The organism is Flagellimonas ochracea (genome assembly GCF_009903685.1).
GTDB classification, from domain to species: domain Bacteria; phylum Bacteroidota; class Bacteroidia; order Flavobacteriales; family Flavobacteriaceae; genus Flagellimonas; species Flagellimonas ochracea.
Genome location: NZ_JAAABI010000007.1, coordinates 45,599 through 62,600, shown reverse-complemented (window position 1 = coordinate 62,600; position 17,002 = coordinate 45,599). Strand labels below are relative to the sequence as shown.

General features: G+C 41.6%; 22 protein-coding genes. 12 read left to right on the top strand and 10 right to left on the bottom strand.

From position 1 onward, the window contains the following. The first annotated feature begins 4 nt into the window (after nt 1-4). The 4 genes from msrB to GTQ34_RS14920 all read left to right on the top strand — a co-directional run bounded on the left by msrB (nt 5) and on the right by GTQ34_RS14920 (nt 2,739). Nucleotides 5-412 carry a peptide-methionine (R)-S-oxide reductase MsrB gene (gene msrB, locus GTQ34_RS14935; protein WP_166524612.1) on the top strand — a complete coding sequence of 136 codons (408 nt, stop codon included), beginning with the start codon at nt 5-7 and terminating at the stop codon, nt 410-412. Continuing rightward, on the top strand, nt 409-945 hold the full coding sequence (locus GTQ34_RS14930; protein WP_166524611.1) for a DUF1572 family protein: 537 nt from the start codon (nt 409-411) through the stop codon (nt 943-945). Before msrB ends, GTQ34_RS14930 begins: the two co-directional genes overlap by 4 nt. Nucleotides 946-1,060: 115 nt before the next feature. After that, nucleotides 1,061-2,452 carry a dihydrolipoyl dehydrogenase gene (lpdA, locus tag GTQ34_RS14925; protein WP_166524610.1) on the top strand — a complete coding sequence of 464 codons (1,392 nt, stop codon included), beginning with the start codon at nt 1,061-1,063 and terminating at the stop codon, nt 2,450-2,452. A 5-nt stretch (nt 2,453-2,457) separates the two neighbouring features. Beyond that, entirely contained in the window at nt 2,458-2,739 is a 282-nt protein-coding gene (locus GTQ34_RS14920; protein WP_166524609.1) for a DUF3817 domain-containing protein, read from the top strand. Here the strand turns inward: GTQ34_RS14920 and aroQ are convergent. From aroQ to GTQ34_RS14905, 3 genes are all read right to left on the bottom strand, one after another. Continuing rightward, nucleotides 2,731-3,147, bottom strand: a complete 417-nt coding sequence (aroQ, locus tag GTQ34_RS14915; protein WP_166524608.1) for a type II 3-dehydroquinate dehydratase — start codon at nt 3,145-3,147, stop codon at nt 2,731-2,733. The two genes, GTQ34_RS14920 and aroQ, sit on opposite strands and share 9 nt — an antisense overlap. A gap of 65 nt (nt 3,148-3,212) precedes the next feature. Beyond that, nucleotides 3,213-3,677: a hypothetical protein gene (locus tag GTQ34_RS14910; RefSeq protein WP_166524607.1), complete on the bottom strand. Its 465-nt coding sequence runs from the start codon at nt 3,675-3,677 to the stop codon at nt 3,213-3,215. A 116-nt stretch (nt 3,678-3,793) separates the two neighbouring features. Further along, a complete protein-coding gene (locus GTQ34_RS14905) occupies nt 3,794-4,309 on the bottom strand; it encodes an outer membrane beta-barrel protein (RefSeq protein ID WP_166524606.1) in 516 nt (171 codons plus the stop codon). Between the two features lie 198 nt (nt 4,310-4,507). Between GTQ34_RS14905 and xerD the strand changes: the two genes are divergently transcribed. Continuing rightward, nucleotides 4,508-5,404 carry a site-specific tyrosine recombinase XerD gene (xerD, locus tag GTQ34_RS14900; protein ID WP_166524605.1) on the top strand — a complete coding sequence of 299 codons (897 nt, stop codon included), beginning with the start codon at nt 4,508-4,510 and terminating at the stop codon, nt 5,402-5,404. Between the two features lie 5 nt (nt 5,405-5,409). Here xerD and GTQ34_RS14895 read toward each other — a convergent pair whose 3' ends face one another. Next, nucleotides 5,410-5,925: a hypothetical protein gene (locus GTQ34_RS14895; protein WP_166524604.1), complete on the bottom strand. Its 516-nt coding sequence runs from the start codon at nt 5,923-5,925 to the stop codon at nt 5,410-5,412. An 80-nt stretch (nt 5,926-6,005) separates the two neighbouring features. Beyond that, the gene (locus GTQ34_RS14890; protein ID WP_166524665.1) at nt 6,006-7,304 is read right to left on the bottom strand and encodes an NAD(P)/FAD-dependent oxidoreductase; all 1,299 of its coding nucleotides are present in this window, start codon (nt 7,302-7,304) and stop codon (nt 6,006-6,008) included. 98 nt (nt 7,305-7,402) lie between these two features. Between GTQ34_RS14890 and GTQ34_RS14885 the strand changes: the two genes are divergently transcribed. The 3 genes from GTQ34_RS14885 to GTQ34_RS14875 all read left to right on the top strand — a co-directional run bounded on the left by GTQ34_RS14885 (nt 7,403) and on the right by GTQ34_RS14875 (nt 10,038). Next, nucleotides 7,403-8,830 (top strand): amidohydrolase, encoded by a 1,428-nt coding sequence (locus GTQ34_RS14885; protein WP_166524603.1) that lies wholly within the window; start codon nt 7,403-7,405, stop codon nt 8,828-8,830. 62 nt (nt 8,831-8,892) lie between these two features. Beyond that, nucleotides 8,893-9,387, top strand: coding sequence for an RNA polymerase sigma factor (locus tag GTQ34_RS14880; protein WP_166524602.1), 495 nt, complete (start codon nt 8,893-8,895; stop codon nt 9,385-9,387). A 3-nt stretch (nt 9,388-9,390) separates the two neighbouring features. After that, entirely contained in the window at nt 9,391-10,038 is a 648-nt protein-coding gene (locus GTQ34_RS14875; protein ID WP_166524601.1) for a hypothetical protein, read from the top strand. Here GTQ34_RS14875 and GTQ34_RS14870 read toward each other — a convergent pair. Together GTQ34_RS14870 and GTQ34_RS14865 are read right to left on the bottom strand one after the other, a co-directional pair. After that, complete coding sequence (locus tag GTQ34_RS14870; RefSeq protein WP_166524600.1) at nt 10,035-10,847, bottom strand: lysophospholipid acyltransferase family protein; 813 nt, start codon at nt 10,845-10,847, stop codon at nt 10,035-10,037. The genes GTQ34_RS14875 and GTQ34_RS14870 overlap by 4 nt on opposite strands. 38 nt (nt 10,848-10,885) lie before the next feature. Continuing rightward, nucleotides 10,886-11,398 carry an NUDIX hydrolase gene (locus GTQ34_RS14865; protein ID WP_313790516.1) on the bottom strand — a complete coding sequence of 171 codons (513 nt, stop codon included), beginning with the start codon at nt 11,396-11,398 and terminating at the stop codon, nt 10,886-10,888. A 127-nt stretch (nt 11,399-11,525) separates the two neighbouring features. On the opposite strand from GTQ34_RS14865, the gene GTQ34_RS14860 reads away from it, so the two are divergent. Both GTQ34_RS14860 and GTQ34_RS14855 read left to right on the top strand, forming a co-directional pair. After that, entirely contained in the window at nt 11,526-12,245 is a 720-nt protein-coding gene (locus GTQ34_RS14860; RefSeq protein WP_166524598.1) for a peptidylprolyl isomerase, read from the top strand. 28 nt (nt 12,246-12,273) lie between these two features. Next, nucleotides 12,274-12,993 (top strand): dienelactone hydrolase family protein, encoded by a 720-nt coding sequence (locus tag GTQ34_RS14855; RefSeq protein ID WP_166524597.1) that lies wholly within the window; start codon nt 12,274-12,276, stop codon nt 12,991-12,993. On the opposite strand, the gene GTQ34_RS14850 is transcribed toward GTQ34_RS14855, so the two are convergent. Continuing rightward, on the bottom strand, nt 12,929-13,438 hold the full coding sequence (locus GTQ34_RS14850; RefSeq protein ID WP_208103906.1) for a DoxX family protein: 510 nt from the start codon (nt 13,436-13,438) through the stop codon (nt 12,929-12,931). The two genes, GTQ34_RS14855 and GTQ34_RS14850, sit on opposite strands and share 65 nt — an antisense overlap. A 258-nt stretch (nt 13,439-13,696) precedes the next feature. Here GTQ34_RS14850 and GTQ34_RS14845 point away from each other — a divergent pair, with 258 nt between their 5' ends. Both GTQ34_RS14845 and GTQ34_RS14840 read left to right on the top strand, forming a co-directional pair. After that, the gene (locus GTQ34_RS14845) at nt 13,697-14,938 is read left to right on the top strand and encodes a sensor histidine kinase (protein ID WP_313790515.1); all 1,242 of its coding nucleotides are present in this window, start codon (nt 13,697-13,699) and stop codon (nt 14,936-14,938) included. Beyond that, entirely contained in the window at nt 14,922-15,620 is a 699-nt protein-coding gene (locus GTQ34_RS14840; RefSeq protein WP_166524596.1) for a response regulator transcription factor, read from the top strand. The genes GTQ34_RS14845 and GTQ34_RS14840 overlap by 17 nt, the downstream gene beginning before the upstream one ends. A gap of 14 nt (nt 15,621-15,634) precedes the next feature. Here GTQ34_RS14840 and GTQ34_RS14835 read toward each other — a convergent pair whose 3' ends face one another. Both GTQ34_RS14835 and GTQ34_RS14830 read right to left on the bottom strand, forming a co-directional pair. Continuing rightward, entirely contained in the window at nt 15,635-16,249 is a 615-nt protein-coding gene (locus tag GTQ34_RS14835; protein WP_166524595.1) for a trimeric intracellular cation channel family protein, read from the bottom strand. 2 nt (nt 16,250-16,251) lie between these two features. Next, complete coding sequence (locus GTQ34_RS14830) at nt 16,252-16,977, bottom strand: RDD family protein (protein WP_166524594.1); 726 nt, start codon at nt 16,975-16,977, stop codon at nt 16,252-16,254. Nucleotides 16,978-17,002 lie beyond the last annotated feature (25 nt).

Genomic DNA, 17,002 nt, shown 5'->3' with positions numbered 1-17,002 from the left:
AGGAATGAAAAAATATGGTATCGAAAAAACAGAGGACGAGTGGAAAAAGGAACTTTCCTCCGATGAATATCGGGTTCTACGTCAAAAAGGAACAGAAAGACCATTTACAGGGGAATATAACCTCCATTTCGATAACGGGGATTACCACTGCAAGGCTTGCAATGCAAAACTCTTTGAAAGCGAGCATAAGTTTGAAAGTGGTTGTGGATGGCCCTCTTTTGATCAAGCTGTGGAGGGTGCCATTGAATATATAAGAGACACTTCTCACGGTATGATTCGTACTGAAACCGTCTGCGCCAATTGTGGTAGTCACTTGGGCCATGTTTTCAATGACGGTCCCAGAGAAACCACAGGGCAACGATATTGCATCAACTCTATAAGCATCGATTTTGAACCCGGTACTGAAAAATGAATTTTCAGCAAAACTATCTATCCAACATCCAATTTGAATTCCAGCGCTATAAAACGCTTGGGGATAAAACTTTTGAACAGCTTTCGGAACGGGACATTTGTTGGCAGTATCAAGAATCGGACAATTCCATTGCCATTATTGTGAAACATCTAGTGGGCAATATGCTGAGCCGATGGACCAATTTTCTGACCGAAGATGGTGAAAAAACATGGCGCGAACGTGAGATGGAATTTGAAGGCCCTTATTCCTCCAAAGCAGAAATGCTATCCGAATGGGAGAAAGGTTGGCAATGTTTGTTCGATGCTTTGGAGGAGGTAAACACTTCCAATTTTGATGCTAAAATCAAGATCAGGGACGAAGAACATACCATCATTGAGGCTCTCAATCGTCAATTGGCACATTATGCAAGCCATGTCGGGCAAATTGTTTTCTTGGGAAAAATGATTCGTGGAAAAGAGTGGATTTCATTATCCATACCCAAGGGAGGTTCCGAAGCCTTTAACAAAAAAATGTTTGGAAAGGACAAAACCTGATTTCCGAAATAAAGTTTTTTTTCATTTTTAGCCCTTGGGATTTGCCTTTTGAATTCCGTACTTTTGCGCTGCCCAAATGGGCAACTTCAAGAATAAAAACTAAAATCAAAAACTGATGAGCAAATTTGACGTAATTGTTTTGGGCAGTGGTCCTGGAGGTTATGTGACGGCCATACGTGCTTCGCAACTAGGATTCAAAACGGCGATTGTGGAAAAGGAAAGTTTGGGAGGTGTATGCCTCAATTGGGGTTGTATTCCCACTAAAGCACTCCTAAAATCAGCTCAGGTTTTTGAATATCTAAAACATGCTGAGGATTATGGTTTAAGTGTCAAGGACGTGGAACACGATTTTGATGCCGTGGTGAATCGAAGCCGTGGTGTTGCTGAAAGTATGAGCAAAGGTGTTCAATTCTTGATGAAAAAAAACAAAATTGAAGTCCTTAACGGCTTTGGGAAAGTGCAGCCCGGTAAAAAGGTCTTGGTGAAAGGCGAGCACGGTGATACTGCAGAATATACAGCTGACCACATCATCATTGCCACAGGCGCTCGAAGCCGGGAACTTCCCAGTTTGCCACAAGATGGGAAAAAGGTAATCGGATATCGCGAGGCCATGACCCTAAAAAAGCAGCCCAAGAAAATGATTGTGGTAGGTAGTGGGGCCATCGGCATTGAGTTTGCTTATTTCTACAATTCCATGGGTACCGAAGTTACCGTTGTGGAGTACTTACCGAATATTGTTCCTGTGGAAGATGAAGAAGTGTCCAAACAGCTGGAACGTAGTTTTAAAAAAGCCGGCGTGAAAATAAAGACTTCAGCGGAAGTTACCAAGGTAGATACATCCGGTGATGGTGTAAAAGCCACGGTAAAAACCTCCAAGGGTGAAGAAATCTTGGAGGCTGACATTGTACTTTCCGCGGTTGGAATCAAAACAAATATTGAAAATATCGGATTAGAAGATGTAGGTATCGCCGTGGACAGGGACAAAATATTGGTCAACGACTACTACCAAACCAATATTCCAGGATACTATGCCATTGGGGATGTTACTCCCGGACAAGCTTTGGCACACGTGGCCTCAGCAGAAGGCATACTCTGCGTGGAAAAAATTGCCGGAATGCATGTGGAGCCCTTGGATTATGGAAATATTCCCGGATGTACGTACTGCATGCCTGAGGTTGCTTCCGTAGGAATGACTGAAAAACAGGCCAAGGAAAAGGGGTATGACATTAAAGTCGGTAAATTTCCGTTTTCTGCCAGTGGTAAGGCCAAGGCATCGGGTAATGCAGATGGTTTCGTCAAAGTTATTTTCGATGCCAAGTACGGTGAATGGTTAGGTTGCCATATGATTGGCGCAGGAGTCACCGACATGATAGCTGAAGCCGTTGTGGCGAGGAAATTGGAAACAACAGGTCATGAAGTCCTCAAGGCAGTCCACCCCCACCCTACTATGAGTGAAGCCGTCATGGAGGCGGTGGCTGATGCATACGACGAAGTAATCCACCTGTAACTGAGATGCTAAAACTCTTTCGGGCAACCGCTATTCTGGAGGGGATTTCCTATTTGGCCCTGTTTGGCATTACCATGCCTTTAAAATATTGGGCCGAAATCTTCGAACCCAATAAGATTGTAGGGTACGCACATGGGTTTCTCTTTATCGCTTATGTGGTTGTGGCCTTAGTGTTTTGCTGGGAGCGAAAATGGAGCATAAAACGATTTATAGTTCTTTTCTTAGCCTCCCTCTTGCCCTTTGGAACCTTTTATGCGGATAGGAAATATTTGAAAGATTTAGGGTAAAAAACTTTGTATGGCCAAATCATAACTCTGCAGGCCAAAGCCCAAAATAACTCCCTTTGCTCCAGGGGATATGTAAGATATATGCCTGAATTCTTCCCGTTTATGGGTGTTGGAAATATGCACCTCTACCACGGGTGCATCAATGGCTTTTACCGCATCACCAATTCCAATGGAAGTATGGGTGTATGAAGCCGCATTCAATATGATTCCATCATAATGAAAACCAACCTCTTGGATTTTGTCTATGAGCTCCCCTTCAACGTTGGACTGAAAATACTCCATCGCCACCCGGGGATATTTTTCTTGTAGTTTCTTAAAATAGTCCTCAAAAGTAGTATTCCCGTATACTTCGGGTTCGCGCTTGCCCAACAGATTAAGATTGGGGCCGTTGATAATGATTAACTTCATGGGAATAAAAATACAACAAAAAGAAAAGGCGGGATAAACCCGCCCTTTATGTGCATTTATTATTTTTAATTAAAGGCAAACTGAAGCCCAAGACCAAAAGCTGCAACTTCATTGTCTGGACCATCGCTTAAAATAATGGAAGGTCGCCAATCAAAGTTAATTACAATAGGTGCTCCATTCACTTTAAAATCCAATCCACCATGGGGACGTAATGCAAAAACATTGTCAAAGTCCTCAATTAGGATAATACTGGGCCCTACCCCCACATACCATCGCAGCCCTCGTGCTCCCACAAACTGTTTATGGTATGAGTACAAGGCAGTGATTATGGTAGCATTGTCCTCAAAGCCTAAATCGGCCTGTCCCACATGATTGTCGGAGAAGAAAAACTTTCCTGTTGCACCAACAAAGGTTGCGTCTTCAATAGCTGTATCGACACCCAAGCCCAATGCAGCACTATAGCTTGTTTGACCCTTGGCCGTTATCATGCTCAACGAGGTAAATGCGAAAACAAATAATAATTTTTTCATTTCATAAGTAATTAGTGGTTAATATCTAAAATTTGATTCGGGGTTATTAACTTTTATTTCAATAGCTCTCATCTTTTGGTGTTGCTCTTCTTGTTTTGCTATTTGCCTTCAAATAATCAGAACAAAAACAAAATTCCCAGCGTAGCGATAGAAAAATTCCCATCATTGCTAATATTTATATAAGAGACATTGAGTTCCGTATTTCCAGTAATATTGTACCCAACGGAAGGTCTAACATAGAAGCCTCCATCACTTTCTGCATCAACTGCAACGCCATAGCCCACATCGGCACCAAACTTAAAATGGTAGGTTGGGTAAATACGAAAGGAGCTTGCCAAGGGTATAAACTGAAAGTTTTCAAAATCCGTAGTCACAGTTATTGGTCCTTCGGAAATAGTCTCTGTTTTACCAAAAACATTAATAAAGCCAGTGGCCAAACCGGCATCCAGCCATTCTGATACCCCCCAATGATAAGCTACATCGAGTCCGATACTAAAATCTGAAACTTCCGATGCATCGCCCACTGGAAGCCCTGCATTAATTCCGGCCTTAAAACTACTCCTGTCTTGCGCAACGCTGTTCATAGTTACCAATACCAACAAACTCACAGTTACTAATAAGGTTTTTCTCATAATTGTTAAAATTTACTAAAGCCTAAACGGGACTTGAGTCAATATAGTATCAAAAATGTTAAAAAACCGTTTTGGTAATCCTGGATGAAATTATCCAAACCTCATCCATGTTTTCCGGGTAAATTGACCAAACACCCATTTCAGTTGACCAATCGGTGAATGAATGGAACAAAAATTTATGTGCCTATCTTTGCTATCATGAGATGGCAAAATGCGTTGCTTGACTATAAGCATTACTTAAAAATTGAGCGTGGTCTTTCTGACAACTCCATCGCCAATTACGCCTTGGACCTGCAAAAATTAATGGATTTTTTAGAGCTACATGCCATGGCCATTTCCCCAATCGATATCCAACAAGAAACCCTTCAGCAATTTGTACATAATCTTGCAAAAACTGTAAATCCACGCTCTCAAGCTCGGGTTATTTCCGGATTGAAAGGCTTTTTCAACTACCTTGTTTTTGAGGATTATCGGGACGACAATCCCATGGATTTAATTGAAACTCCAAAGGTGGGCAGAAAACTACCAGACACCCTTTCCACGTCGGAAATCAATGAACTCATAGCGGCAATTGACCTATCCAAACCTGAAGGAGAGCGCAACCGTGCCATTTTGGAGACCCTGTATGGATGTGGTCTTCGTGTGTCGGAATTGGTGAACCTAAAATTATCGGACCTTTATTTTGATGAAGACTTTATAAAGGTGACCGGGAAGGGAGACAAGCAGCGATTTGTGCCCATAAGCTTCTTAAACAAGAAGTACATCAACATTTATAAAAATGAAGTGCGGATACATCTTCTCATTGAGAAAGAGCATATGGATTATCTTTTTCTAAACCGAAGGGGGAAACAATTGACCCGGGCCATGATATTTACCATTGTTAAGAAACTGGCCGAAAAAATAGGTTTGAAAAAAAATATCAGTCCGCATACTTTTCGACACTCATTTGCAACACATTTACTTGAAAATGGGGCTGATTTAAGAGCGATACAACAAATGTTGGGGCATGAGAGCATAACCACAACGGAGGTTTATATGCATGTAGATCGAAAACAACTGACCAAAGTGCTGGAAAGATACCATCCTAGAAGATGAAGTTATTAGAACTTGACTCGAGTCCCTATTTCCACTCTTGTTCTTACCCCTTCCAAGCCCACTTTGTAAAATCTTGGAATTCCCTTTCCCAAAGGATGAACCATTTTGACTTCCATCAACATGCCTGGGCCAACATCGTGTCCAACACCAAAGTATACTTCATCAATCGGGATAGGGTTGGGCTTGCCCACTCCATTGTTCAAAAGGTCCCATTCCCTTTCATATCCCCCAATAAAAAAAGTTCTTTTGTTCATGTATTGCCTTAGTTCAATGGGTATTGAAAATCTATCAGCTCCATAATTTCTGTAATGATTTCCACCAATGCTTAATTCTGTGGTCGATGTTATTGGAAAATTGACTTGAAACCAGGCATAATGGGTATATTTTTCAAAATCAGGATAATTAAAGCCTTCGATGTATATAAATGGTTTCTCTTTTTCTGTGGAAAGTGCGCCATGAGCTTGCCCATAGCCATAGTGCACAGTAACTAATAGGAAAAGTACCAAGAGTAATCGAATCATTGCCAACATATATACAATATACCCTTTTATGAGCTTAGTGCATCAAATGTTGGCTCAGTTTTAACCCTTGCCAGCCTGTATCAATTTCTGGATTTGGATGTTCGATATTGTTTCTTAAACGGACGAATAATCAATCGAGCCTCGCGGTCAAAACGAACGTAGTTGTAAACCCAGTTGATGAAAACCACCAATCTGTTTCTAAAACCTATCAAAAAATAAAGATGCACAAACATCCAAACGAACCAAGCGAAAACCCCTTGGAACTTAATTTTGGGCAAATCAACCACAGCTTTGTTTCGCCCTACAGTGGCCATACTCCCTTTATCTCGGTAAACAAAAGGTTTCATGGGTTTATCATCCAATAATCTTACCAAGTTCTCTCCCAAATTTCTACCCTGTTGCATAGCCGGTTGGGCCATCATAGGGTGTCCATTTGGAAATGCCTCTGTTTCCATTTGGGCCACATCGCCAATTGCAAAAATTTCCTCAAAACCTTCCACTTGATGATATCGGTTCACCTTTAGGCGATTTCCCCTGCAAAGCAGCTCCTTTCCATTAAGCCCGGGTATATTAACTGCTTGGACTCCCGCGGCCCAAATCAACGTGGCGGTCTCAAAACTCGTATTCGTACTGGTTGTAACCCGTTGACCATCGTAATCTGTAACTCTAATATCTTTCCAGACATTAACGCCCAACTGTTCCAAAAAACGTTCTGCTTTGTGGGAGGCAACTTCACTCATGGCAGGAAGTATACGGTCACTCCCTTGAACTAAATTGATTTGGGCCCTACGTGTATCCAAATCGGGGTAGTCTTTCGGGAGAATACCTTTTTTTATTTCGGCAAGGGCACCTGCCAGCTCCACACCCGTGGGCCCTCCTCCCACAATGACAAAATTCATGAGTGCATCCCTTTGATGTAAATCATCGGTCAATAGCGCCTGTTCAAAATTTTCCAAAATCAAACTTCGTAGGTTCAACGATTGGGGTATGGTCTTCATGGCCATTCCCTTCTCTTCAATACCTTTGTTACCAAAAAAATTGGTCTCTGAACCTGTCGCCACCACAAGATAATCGTACCCAATGGTCCCGATATTGGTTTCCACCGTCCTGTCCTCAGTATGTATTTGAAATACTTCTGCCAATCGAAAATAAAAGTTGGGATATCCTTGAAGAACCTTTCGAATGGGATAGGCGATGGAATCGGGTTCCAATCCTCCTGTTGACACTTGATATAAGAGCGGCTGGAATGTATGATAGTTGTGGCGGTCCAACAGTACCACCTGTACTTCTTTCTTGCTCAATTTCTTAGCTAGGGCGATACCGCCAAAGCCCCCTCCTATTATAATGATTCGTGGAAAACTGGATTGTGGAATATTCATGGCCGACATGGGGGCAAATTTACATAATCCCAAAAGGCCCACCCAACTTGGGACAGGTTTTTTGCTATCTTTAAATGCTAATTCATAAAAACACTTCCATGAAAAAAATACTGTCTGTTTGGAGCTTGCTTATTTTGACCAATGCCTTTATCTCAGCTCAAGAAAATAGAGATGTCATTTTGAAAGAACTTAACAATAAAACCCAAGCATATGGTGACCTGGCCCATAACATTTGGGATCTTGCCGAGATGGGCTATTTGGAAGAAAAAAGTGCTGCTTTATTGCAAGGCGAGCTTAAGGAAGCAGGTTTTTCAATACGGACCGGTATTGCAGGCATTCCAACGGCGTTTATGGCAGAATATGGTTCCGGATATCCGGTGATTGCAATTTTGGGTGAATATGATGCCCTGCCTGGATTGTCGCAACAGGCAGTCCCCGAAAAAAAATCGGCTGGCAAAGCGGCAGGTCATGCTTGTGGCCATCATCTTTTTGGTACAGCTTCTGCTGCAGCCGCTATAGCAGTTAAGAATTGGCTGAAATCCAATAAAAAACAAGGAACCATTCGATTTTATGGTTGCCCTGCCGAAGAAGGAGGCTCTGGAAAAGTATATATGGTTCGAGAGGGTGTATTTAACGATGTAGATGCCGCCCTTCACTGGCACCCAAGTTCCCAGAATGCCGCAAGCGCTGGAGCTGCCTTGGCCAACAAATCAGCTAAATTCAGATTTCATGGTGTTTCGGCCCATGCAGCCGGAGCTCCCGAGCGTGGTCGTTCTGCTTTGGATGGTGTAGAGGCGATGAATGCCATGGTCAATATGATGCGTGAGCATATTCCCCAAGATGCAAGAATTCATTATGTAATAACAGATGGAGGTAAAGCGCCGAACGTCGTCCCCGATTTTGCAGAGGTTTATTATTATGCAAGACATGGCAAAAGGGATGTAGTAATCGATATTTTTGACCGAATCGTGAAAGCAGCGGAAGGAGCCGCCCTGGGCACAGGTACCACCATGGATTATGAAATGATTGGGGGCACCCATGAGCTTTTGCCAAATCTTACGCTTCAGAAAATAATGCACGATAACCTCACCAAAGTAGGAGGCGTAACCTACTCGGATGAAGAAAGGCAGTTTGCCGAGAAAATATCCAAAAGCCTTGGATATGATCAATTGGATATGTCCAGAGCAGAAGAAATACAACCCTACATGGAAGAAGCCCGGGCCTACGGATCTACTGATGTAGGTGATGTAAGCTTCACTGTGCCTACCGTTGGCATGGGAGCGGCTACTTGGGTACCGGGAACTCCAGCCCATAGCTGGCAGGCTGTAGCTGCCGGAGGCACTTCCATAGGAACAAAGGGCATGATGGTGGCGGCCAAAACATTGACGATGACAGCCATGGACCTTTTTGACAATCCTAATGTGGTGGCCAAAGCAAAGGCCGAGCTTGAAGAGCGCAGGGGCAAGGATTTTACATACACTCCGCTATTGGGCAATAGACCACCCGCACTCGATTATCGAAAATAATCAATCTAGGATGTAACAAACGTGGTGGTAATCATACTTATTAGGCAAACTTACCAACCTAAGTGAACAAAGAACTGGAACATCGTTTTGTAACGGAGCTCGAGAGCAATCAGAACATTGTTCATAAAGTGTGCACGTTGTATACCAACGACAAGGATTCTCATAACGATTTGTTCCAAGAGATAACCATTCAATTATGGAAGGCATATCCGAAATTTAGGGGAGATTCCAAATTTAGTACTTGGATGTACCGAGTGGCCTTGAATACCGCCATTACGTTGTACAGAAAATCAAAAAGAAGAGTCCAAACCCAAGACTATGATTCGGTAATCTTCAAAATTAAAGCAAACGAATATGACGATACCGAGGAAAGACAGCTTAAACTGATGTACAATGCCATAAAACAATTGAACGATGTGGACAAGGCACTGGTATTTCTTTACCTTGAGGATAAAGATTATACCGAAATATCAGAAACTTTGGGTATAACAGAGGTTAACGCAAGAGTAAAAATGAACCGAGTAAAAAATAAATTAAGAACCATACTAAATCCTTAGAATATGCTGGATGAACTGGAACTCTTAAAAAAGGACTGGCAAAAAAGGGACGCTGAACTTCCCAAACTGTCCTATGATGAAATCTATAAAATGATTTGGAAAAAATCATCTTCCATAGTCAAGTGGATTTTTTATATCAGTATCATAGAGTTTATACTCCCCCATTTGCTCTACCTCGTTCCATCTATGCGCAACAATCTGGATCTATATTCCGATTTGGGATTGTCCAATGTCATCCTCGTGGTAAGTATAGTTCAATATCTTGTCATCTTTTACTTCATCTATCAATTCTATAAAAGGTACCGTGAAATTTCAGTGTTGGACAATGCGAGACAGCTTACTTCCAACATCTTGAGAACTCGTAAAACCGTGAAGCACTATGTCATATTTTCCTTATCCATGGTCTTGCTGACCTTTGTTTTGCTTATTGTAGGTATTTACTTTACCGATAACGTTTTGGAAGCGCTTGGTTTAACAGGGAAAATGGCCTCTTTACCAGCGAATGAGGCGAAAATGATCATTATGGCCAGCTTTGCCATTTTTGGTGTACTGTTCACAGTTGCCTTGGGAGGTATTTACTTCCTGTTGTATGGGCTTTTGACAAGAAAACTAAGAAAAAACTATCGGGAGTTGCAAAAGCTGGAGGTTTAATCTCCCCGATAACTGTATTTCCTTTTTTGATGTTCGGCCTCATATTCGGCCAACTCTTCTTGGGAAATAACCTTTAAAAATGAAGGATGCTGTTCAATGGCATATTCCAGCTTCTCCAAGATGGACTCAATGGATTCATTTTCATAATCAATTTCCAAGGGTTCCTTGATGTGCATGGACTGCAGAATTCCCTTCTTCTTGACCCGTAACCCCTTCTTATCGAAAGAACGCCTAAATCCATCAATCACCACTGGAACTACCACAGGCTTGTAATGCTTAATAATGTGGGCAGTACCCTTTCGCAGGGGTTTCCAGGGGGTCGTGGTCCCTTGGGGAAAAGTAATTACCCATCCGTCATCCAATGCTTTTGCAATGTTGCTTATGTCGCTGAACTTCACCTGTCGCTGCACATCTTTACCCTCCGCGCGCCAGGTACGCTCTATGCTAATAGATCCTGCATAAGCGAGAATTTTGGTCAAAAGGCTTTTTTTCATAGTCTCTTTGGCTGCCACGTAATAAATGTTAAGCTTTGGGTTCCAGAGATAACCTAGGTTTTTAATACTGTCTTCCCTGCCACTTAAGCTTGCATTGAAAACGTGGAACATAGCCACTACGTCCGCAAAATAGGTTTGATGGTTGCTTACAAAAAGTACATTGGTATCGGGAAGGTCACGAATAACTTGAGAGCCTTCAATTTCTAAGGTGTTGAAACCTTTGTATCGTTGATGGGTGATCATTCCCGCAATACGGATCAACCAACGTTTCAGGAATAGAATATGACCAAAAGGATTCTTTTTGAATAGGCTCATGGGGGTATTTGTTGAAAAGTAAATTTACAAATTAGAGTTTAAAGTGCTTTCTGCAAGAGTTCCTTGATTTCACTCAGCATCATAGCTGTAGCTCCCCAAACCGTATAACCATTTAGTTTATAAGCCGGTACGTGGATATTTTTTGCATAGGAAGTACTCAAAACTTCTTCAATATGGTTGGAATCGTCCAGAAAATCGTGTAAATATACCTCAACCAAACGTTCCACTTCACTTTCTTCGATAACAAAAGGCCGTGGTTCATGATATATCCCCATAAAGGGGCGAACCATAAAGTTGCTGGGCGGAATGTATACTTCACTCAACTCTTTAATGACCTCAACAGCGGAAGGCGGAACGCCCACTTCCTCATGTGTTTCACGAAGCGCAGTCTCCATCAAATCGCTATCAACATCTTCAACTTTGCCACCAGGAAATCCTATTTGGTTGGAATGGACCCCTTGATATGCTTTCCGTAAAATGAGCAGCAAACGTGTAACTTGCGATGCATCTGGATAAAAAAGTGCCATGACACCAGCCTTTTTAGGGTTCATCTTTTCAACCTTATGGGACTTTAACCACTCGATCCTTAATGTCGGGGACATTTTATAATGCGAATCCGTGCCGGGTAGTGGTAGATTTTTTATTTTTAATGCTGCTTGATAAAATTCATTGAAATCCATGTTGCTAAAACAATCGGCTTTACTTACAAGTATACTATTATTTTTTTTGGTCTCCTGCGGAGAAAAAACTAAAAAAACGGAACCTGCTCCCAAAAAAGAGCAAGTGAAAAAAGACTCCATACCTTTAGAAAGTCCTGGGGAGGAACCAGAGGAAAAAAAGGAGGAAGCTTTTGTGCTCTCCGAGGAAAATGCGATTGATTTCTTTTTTAACTACGCCAAGGAATTAAAGAAAAATAAGGTGAAGGTCACAACAACAATGGGAAGTTTTACCGTACTGCTCTATGATGATGTTCCCTATCACAAGGCCAACTTTATCTACTTGGCCAGAAAAAAATATTTTGACAGTACCCAATTTCACCGTGTGGTGAAAGATTTCATCATTCAGGGCGGAAATTCCGATGATAAAAAAACACCAAGAAAAAGAAGGGCAATAGGAAGGTATTTACTGCCTCCAGATGCCAAAAAGGGATACAAACATCACCGGGGTGTTATATCGATGCCGAGCAGCGAGCGCGACAACCCGCATAAATTGGCCTCTCCCTATGAATTTTTTATCGTCGTTACCAAGCCGGGATCCTACCATTTGGATGGCTCCTATACCCCATTTGGCCGTGTAGTTGAAGGAATGGATGTCGTGGATGCCATAAACAATGTTCCTGTGGGAGATGGTGATTGGCCCTGGCAAAACGTGTACATTTTAAGCGTTGAAGTATTGTAAAACCGTTATTGATCTAAAATCGAATGCCATGATAAAAACTGAAAAATACTCCTACAACGACGCTATCCAATCCTACGAAGGAGTTATCGCTTTTGATGATGCCATTAAAGATAAAAGACCTGTGGTTTTGGTTGCCCATACTTGGATGGGACAAACACAATTTGAAACGGAAAAAGCCAAAAAGTTGGCTGAGATGGGCTATTTGGCATTGGCTCTAGATGTTTACGGGAAAGGAACAAGGGCAGCAGACGCTTCAGAAGCCGAAACACTTATGAATCAAATGTTGGCCGATAGACAGGAGCTCTTAAATCGTTTGATATTGGCATTGAACAACATCAAAAAACATGAACTGGCCGATAGCGCCAAGGTCGGAGCCATTGGATTTTGTTTTGGTGGCAAGTGTGTATTGGATCTGGCCCGATCTGGACTAATCATCAATGGCATAGTAAGTTTTCATGGTATTTTTGACTCGCCGGGCTTAAATCACCAAGGAGATATCAATGCCAAAATCTTGGTCTTGCACGGCTGGGAAGACCCCCTAGCCTTGCCAAAAGACATCAATATGCTTGCTGAAGAACTAACCGAAAGAAATGCTGTTTGGGAAATGGATATTTTTGGGCATACCGGCCATGCCTTTACCAACCCTAATGCAAATAGTCCTGAACAGGGTATGAACTACAACCCTATGGCCGATGCACGTGCTTGGCAACGAATGGTATATTTCTTTGAAGAAATTTTTGAAAACTAACCTTTAATCCCAAAGCATTGGAAAGCTGTCCTTTTTTGGCATGCACAGTTTCCTCCTTATATAACAGCACCAAGGCTGCTACAATGATGAGGTTTTTCATGATATACTGCCCCAAAAGGGTCAAGTAAAATGGTCCTTGATTAAAAGTTTCATCCGGGAATAGCAAGAGCGGGGCAAAAGTGAACACCATATGTATCAGTGCTAGTAAAACGGCCGTTCTCCGAAGAAGTCTCACAATCAAAAAAGTACCTATCAACGTTTCCCATAGCGCCAATAAGAGGATGGAAACATCATCTGGGATAATCCCCAGCGTTAGGGAATGAATGGTATTCTTGGCCAATCCCTCTGCGGGACTTAAATCAGGAAAAAATTTCAGCATGCCGAACCACAGGTATACGAAACCTATGGAAATAGATAAAAAGTTGTTCTTGCTATTCGATTTCATGTGCTTCCAAAATGGTCGGGTTGTCATTAAATTCAGCTATCTTAAACGGCCGTAATTCGGGGTCGTTACTAAACCGTATTTCAAATTGTAGGCAATATAGGAGTACAAAAGATATAGTGCGGTTAATAGAAAAGTAACTAGCCTTAAGCAACGGTTAATTCTATTAATGAAAAATTAAGGAGACTTAAGGAATGGATATATTTGATTTACTTAGTCAATGATTTGAAAAAGCGGAACATCTATATCATAATTTTTACGGTGTCGTTATTTGGACTGGCCGTGGTGCAATACCAATATCTTCAAATTGGCCTGAGCTTGGCCAAAGTACAATTCAATCGAAAAGTACAAGATGCTGCCAATGAAATAAAAGAAGGTCTCGGCACGCAAAACCAACTTACATTTTTAGTTGGCAAAGCTATAAAAGAAGATGATTCCTATTTCAACCTGAGTTTGGACAGCGTACAGGATGCGTCCAGTCATTTTTTAAATGATTTTCTTACCGAAAAACTCGTGAATCATGGTCTGGAGGCCCACTTCACGTACAATCTGTACTCCAAGGATAGTATTTACTACTTGCAATCCCCAACGGATTTAAAAAGAAAGGACAATTTCGCTTCCTACCCCATTGAGTTATATGGGTATCTGCCAGAACTCATGGACAAAAGATTGGTACTGGAACTGCATTTCAAAAATTTAAACAACTACTTCTTAAGACAACTTAATGGGTTGACCCTTCCCAGCATACTTTTTATTATAGGCATAATAGCTGCCATTATCTGGGCACTTCGCACCTATTATTGGCAACGCAATGTTATCACCACTACCAACGAGTTCATCAATAATTTGACCCATGAACTCAAGACTCCAGTTTTTTCCATCAGTCTGGCCACAAAATTGCTAGAAGAGGAAGCCAGCTCGAAACAGCAGCATGTCATTTCATTGATCAAACAACAAACGGAACGGCTGAGCGGTCATATTGATAAAGTCTTGGAACTGGGAAGCCTAGAGCACAAAAATGTGATGACCCTTCAAAAAATTGATTTTAAGCCATACCTTTTAAAGCTCTGCCAAGAATTCGAAACGCTGTCCTCAATTGATGGAACGGCCTTTGAGTATTCTTTGGAAAAAGGTCAATATTTGATTAATGTTGAGCGATTTCATTTAGAAAATGCAATCAACAATTTGTTGGATAACGCCAAAAAGTATGCTGAAAATCCCAAAATCATCTTACAAGCCATTCTTTACAAAAACAACTTGGAAATCAGGATAACGGATAACGGAAAAGGTATTTCAAAAGAAGACCAGGAACAAATTTTTAAAAAATACTACCGGGTAAGCAATGGAGATGAACACAGCGTAAAAGGATATGGGTTGGGCTTGAGCTATGTGAAAAAAGTGGTGCAAGGCTTTAAAGGTAAAATTGTGCTTGACAGTGAACCCGGGAAAGGAACAAAAATCACATTGTTATTACCTTTGATCAAAAATGGAAAAGACCTATAAAATATTGTTGGTTGAGGATGATGAATCCTTAGGATATTTGCTTTCGGAATATCTAAAGATGAAACAGTTGCAGGTGGAATGGGCACAAGACGGCTCAAAAGTGATGGAGCTCATGGAGCAAAGACTGTTCGATTTAATCGTACTCGACGTTATGATGCCGCATTTGGATGGTTTTACATTGGCCAGGCAAATAAAAGACAAGCATCCCAACATGCCTTTTATCTTTCTTACCGCCAAATCCCTTAAAATTGATGTACTAAAAGGTTTTTCCCTTGGCGCATTGGATTATTTAAAAAAACCCATTGACGAGGAAGAGCTGGTCGCCCGTATCATGGCCCATTTGTCCCGACTTGAAAAAACCGTGGCCGCGCCGATTGAAAAAGAGGTTATATCCATTGGCAGTTACAGTTTTGATAACCGCAACCATGTGCTTTTGCATGAGGGGGAATCCATGCGGTTAACGGCCCGTGAAACAGAGTTGCTCAAATTTTTGGTACAACATAAAAACAATTTGTGCTCACATAAAGATATTTTATTGAGCATATGGGGCAACAACGATTATTTTAACCGAAAAAGTCTAAATGTATTTGTCACACATCTGCGCAAATACCTTGAGAAAGATCCTTCCATAAAAATTGAAAACGTGCATGGTCGTGGTTTCATCCTAAAAGTGAATCAATAAGTTCTTTCGAAAAACTATTCCTCTTGCTTTTTATAGATATTGGGTAAACTGATACTGAATTTCACCGCCAAAAGTCGCAAAACGATTACAATTAAAATAGCGGCTATGTAAGCATAGCGTTCGGGAATGGAGAATTGAAGCAACAAGAAATAACTGGCCCCACCCAAAATGCAGGCCGTAGCATAAATTTCCTTTCTGAAGATAACCGGTATCTCGTTACACAAAATATCCCGGGTAACACCACCAAAACTTGCGGTCATTGTCCCCAGGGCAATGCACATTACAGGTAACAAATCGGCCTGAAGCCCTTTTTCAATACCTACCATGGTATAAAGCCCTATCCCAATGGTATCAAACAAAAACAGGGATTTCCTCAAATATTTGAGCTTGCTGGCGAATAGAATGGCAAAGACCACAGTGATGAAAATAGTGGAAACATAGGTAAGATCCTTCATCCAGGCAACCGGGGTATTGCCAATAAGTAAGTCGCGCAGGGTTCCACCACCGATTGCAGTAACAAAGGCAATAATAAGTACGCCAAATAGGTCCAACTTTTTTTCCATGGCGACCAACACCCCTGAAATGGCAAAGGCAACCGTACCCAAAATATCAATCGTCAAATAGAACATAGTTACATTTTTTGGGTAAAGTAGTTGTAATCTTTTAGAACAGCCTCCAAGTAAGGAACGTCATATAGTCTGGAATTGGTTTTAAGTATACTCTCTACCTTGGAACGCAAAGCCTTCATCGTTTTAAAATCACCGCTTCGTTTGGCAATATGAAAGGTCTCCTTAATCAGGCGCACGTCTTTATCACTTAGCAACGTGACATTATTGAACTGTGGTACATAAGAATCATCTATTTCCTCCAAAATGGTATGCGACACTTTGGTCTTCCGCTTGGTGCTGATTACAACTGTTCCTGCAGCAGCATCGCCCACACGTTGTCTTTTTTCCGAAAAAAGGATACTCAAAATACCTATGGAACCCAAGAAAATCCAAATGTCGACCAACCGCAGCATCCAACGAACCAAAAGATTGCTCCAATGTACCGGTGTTCCATCCAAGCGCACCACTCGCATCCGCATTAACATCTTGCCCACCGTTTGACCGTTGAACAGGCTGTGCATCAATAAAGAGTAGAACATGGCCGGCAAAAAAATAAGGGATGCCAAACCCCGTTGGGTCCAGGTATCTTCATAAACGTACCCTATGGCATTGCTGATCAAACTCACCAGATAGGCATACATGTACAAAATAAGACCATCAATCAAAAAGGCAACTATTCGCTCCCCGATGCTCACAATTTTATAATCCAAATTGACATTTTGGGAGGTGTTGATTTGTAGGTTACCCATATAAACGTAATTTTAGCTGTAGGAA

What these genes read in the sequence shown, in the direction of transcription:
- GTQ34_RS14875 (WP_166524601.1), top strand. Translation starts at nt 9,391, where the DNA reads ATGCTGGATGAACTGGAACTCTTAAAAAAGGACTGGCAAAAAAGGGAC.
- GTQ34_RS14895 (WP_166524604.1), bottom strand. Translation starts at nt 5,925, where the DNA reads ATGATTCGATTACTCTTGGTACTTTTCCTATTAGTTACTGTGCACTAT.
- GTQ34_RS14930 (WP_166524611.1), top strand. Translation starts at nt 409, where the DNA reads ATGAATTTTCAGCAAAACTATCTATCCAACATCCAATTTGAATTCCAG.
- GTQ34_RS14905 (WP_166524606.1), bottom strand. Translation starts at nt 4,309, where the DNA reads ATGAGAAAAACCTTATTAGTAACTGTGAGTTTGTTGGTATTGGTAACT.
- GTQ34_RS14840 (WP_166524596.1), top strand. Translation starts at nt 14,922, where the DNA reads ATGGAAAAGACCTATAAAATATTGTTGGTTGAGGATGATGAATCCTTA.
- msrB (WP_166524612.1), top strand. Translation starts at nt 5, where the DNA reads ATGAAAAAATATGGTATCGAAAAAACAGAGGACGAGTGGAAAAAGGAA.
- lpdA (WP_166524610.1), top strand. Translation starts at nt 1,061, where the DNA reads ATGAGCAAATTTGACGTAATTGTTTTGGGCAGTGGTCCTGGAGGTTAT.
- GTQ34_RS14920 (WP_166524609.1), top strand. Translation starts at nt 2,458, where the DNA reads ATGCTAAAACTCTTTCGGGCAACCGCTATTCTGGAGGGGATTTCCTAT.
- xerD (WP_166524605.1), top strand. Translation starts at nt 4,508, where the DNA reads ATGAGATGGCAAAATGCGTTGCTTGACTATAAGCATTACTTAAAAATT.
- GTQ34_RS14865 (WP_313790516.1), bottom strand. Translation starts at nt 11,398, where the DNA reads ATGAACCCTAAAAAGGCTGGTGTCATGGCACTTTTTTATCCAGATGCA.
- GTQ34_RS14890 (WP_166524665.1), bottom strand. Translation starts at nt 7,304, where the DNA reads ATGAATATTCCACAATCCAGTTTTCCACGAATCATTATAATAGGAGGG.
- GTQ34_RS14885 (WP_166524603.1), top strand. Translation starts at nt 7,403, where the DNA reads ATGAAAAAAATACTGTCTGTTTGGAGCTTGCTTATTTTGACCAATGCC.
- GTQ34_RS14850 (WP_208103906.1), bottom strand. Translation starts at nt 13,438, where the DNA reads ATGAAATCGAATAGCAAGAACAACTTTTTATCTATTTCCATAGGTTTC.
- GTQ34_RS14855 (WP_166524597.1), top strand. Translation starts at nt 12,274, where the DNA reads ATGATAAAAACTGAAAAATACTCCTACAACGACGCTATCCAATCCTAC.
- aroQ (WP_166524608.1), bottom strand. Translation starts at nt 3,147, where the DNA reads ATGAAGTTAATCATTATCAACGGCCCCAATCTTAATCTGTTGGGCAAG.
- GTQ34_RS14870 (WP_166524600.1), bottom strand. Translation starts at nt 10,847, where the DNA reads ATGAGCCTATTCAAAAAGAATCCTTTTGGTCATATTCTATTCCTGAAA.
- GTQ34_RS14830 (WP_166524594.1), bottom strand. Translation starts at nt 16,977, where the DNA reads ATGGGTAACCTACAAATCAACACCTCCCAAAATGTCAATTTGGATTAT.
- GTQ34_RS14835 (WP_166524595.1), bottom strand. Translation starts at nt 16,249, where the DNA reads ATGTTCTATTTGACGATTGATATTTTGGGTACGGTTGCCTTTGCCATT.
- GTQ34_RS14860 (WP_166524598.1), top strand. Translation starts at nt 11,526, where the DNA reads ATGTTGCTAAAACAATCGGCTTTACTTACAAGTATACTATTATTTTTT.
- GTQ34_RS14910 (WP_166524607.1), bottom strand. Translation starts at nt 3,677, where the DNA reads ATGAAAAAATTATTATTTGTTTTCGCATTTACCTCGTTGAGCATGATA.